1 protein-coding gene is annotated in these 266 nt (G+C 36.8%); it reads right to left on the reverse strand.

What is annotated here, in order from left to right:
* Window positions 1-49: 49 nt before the first annotated feature.
* Window positions 50-211, reverse strand: coding sequence for a hypothetical protein (locus tag QZ269_RS13520; protein ID WP_291427206.1), 162 nt, complete (start codon window positions 209-211; stop codon window positions 50-52).
* Window positions 212-266 lie beyond the last annotated feature (55 nt).

Below are 266 nucleotides of genomic sequence, written 5' to 3' on the forward strand. Positions count from 1 at the left end.
CCTATTCTTTTCTCTATCTCTCATCCATCATCCTCTCCCTCTTTTCCATTCACATCATTCCTTTCTGAATTTGTGGTTTTCCATAGAAAGAGGAAGGTAAAAGAGTTGTTTTTGCTGCTATAGTAGTAGTAGTAGTAGTAATAGCAGTAGCAGCAACGGCAACAGTAATAGTAGTAATAGTTGTTGTTGTAAAAGAGGAGGAAGCAGACAAATTTCTTTTCTTTCTGTCTCCTATTCTTTTCTTTGTCTCTCATCCATCATCCTCT

This window comes from Deinococcus sp. (genome assembly GCF_018260405.1).
In the GTDB taxonomy this organism is placed as follows: domain Bacteria; phylum Deinococcota; class Deinococci; order Deinococcales; family Deinococcaceae; genus Deinococcus.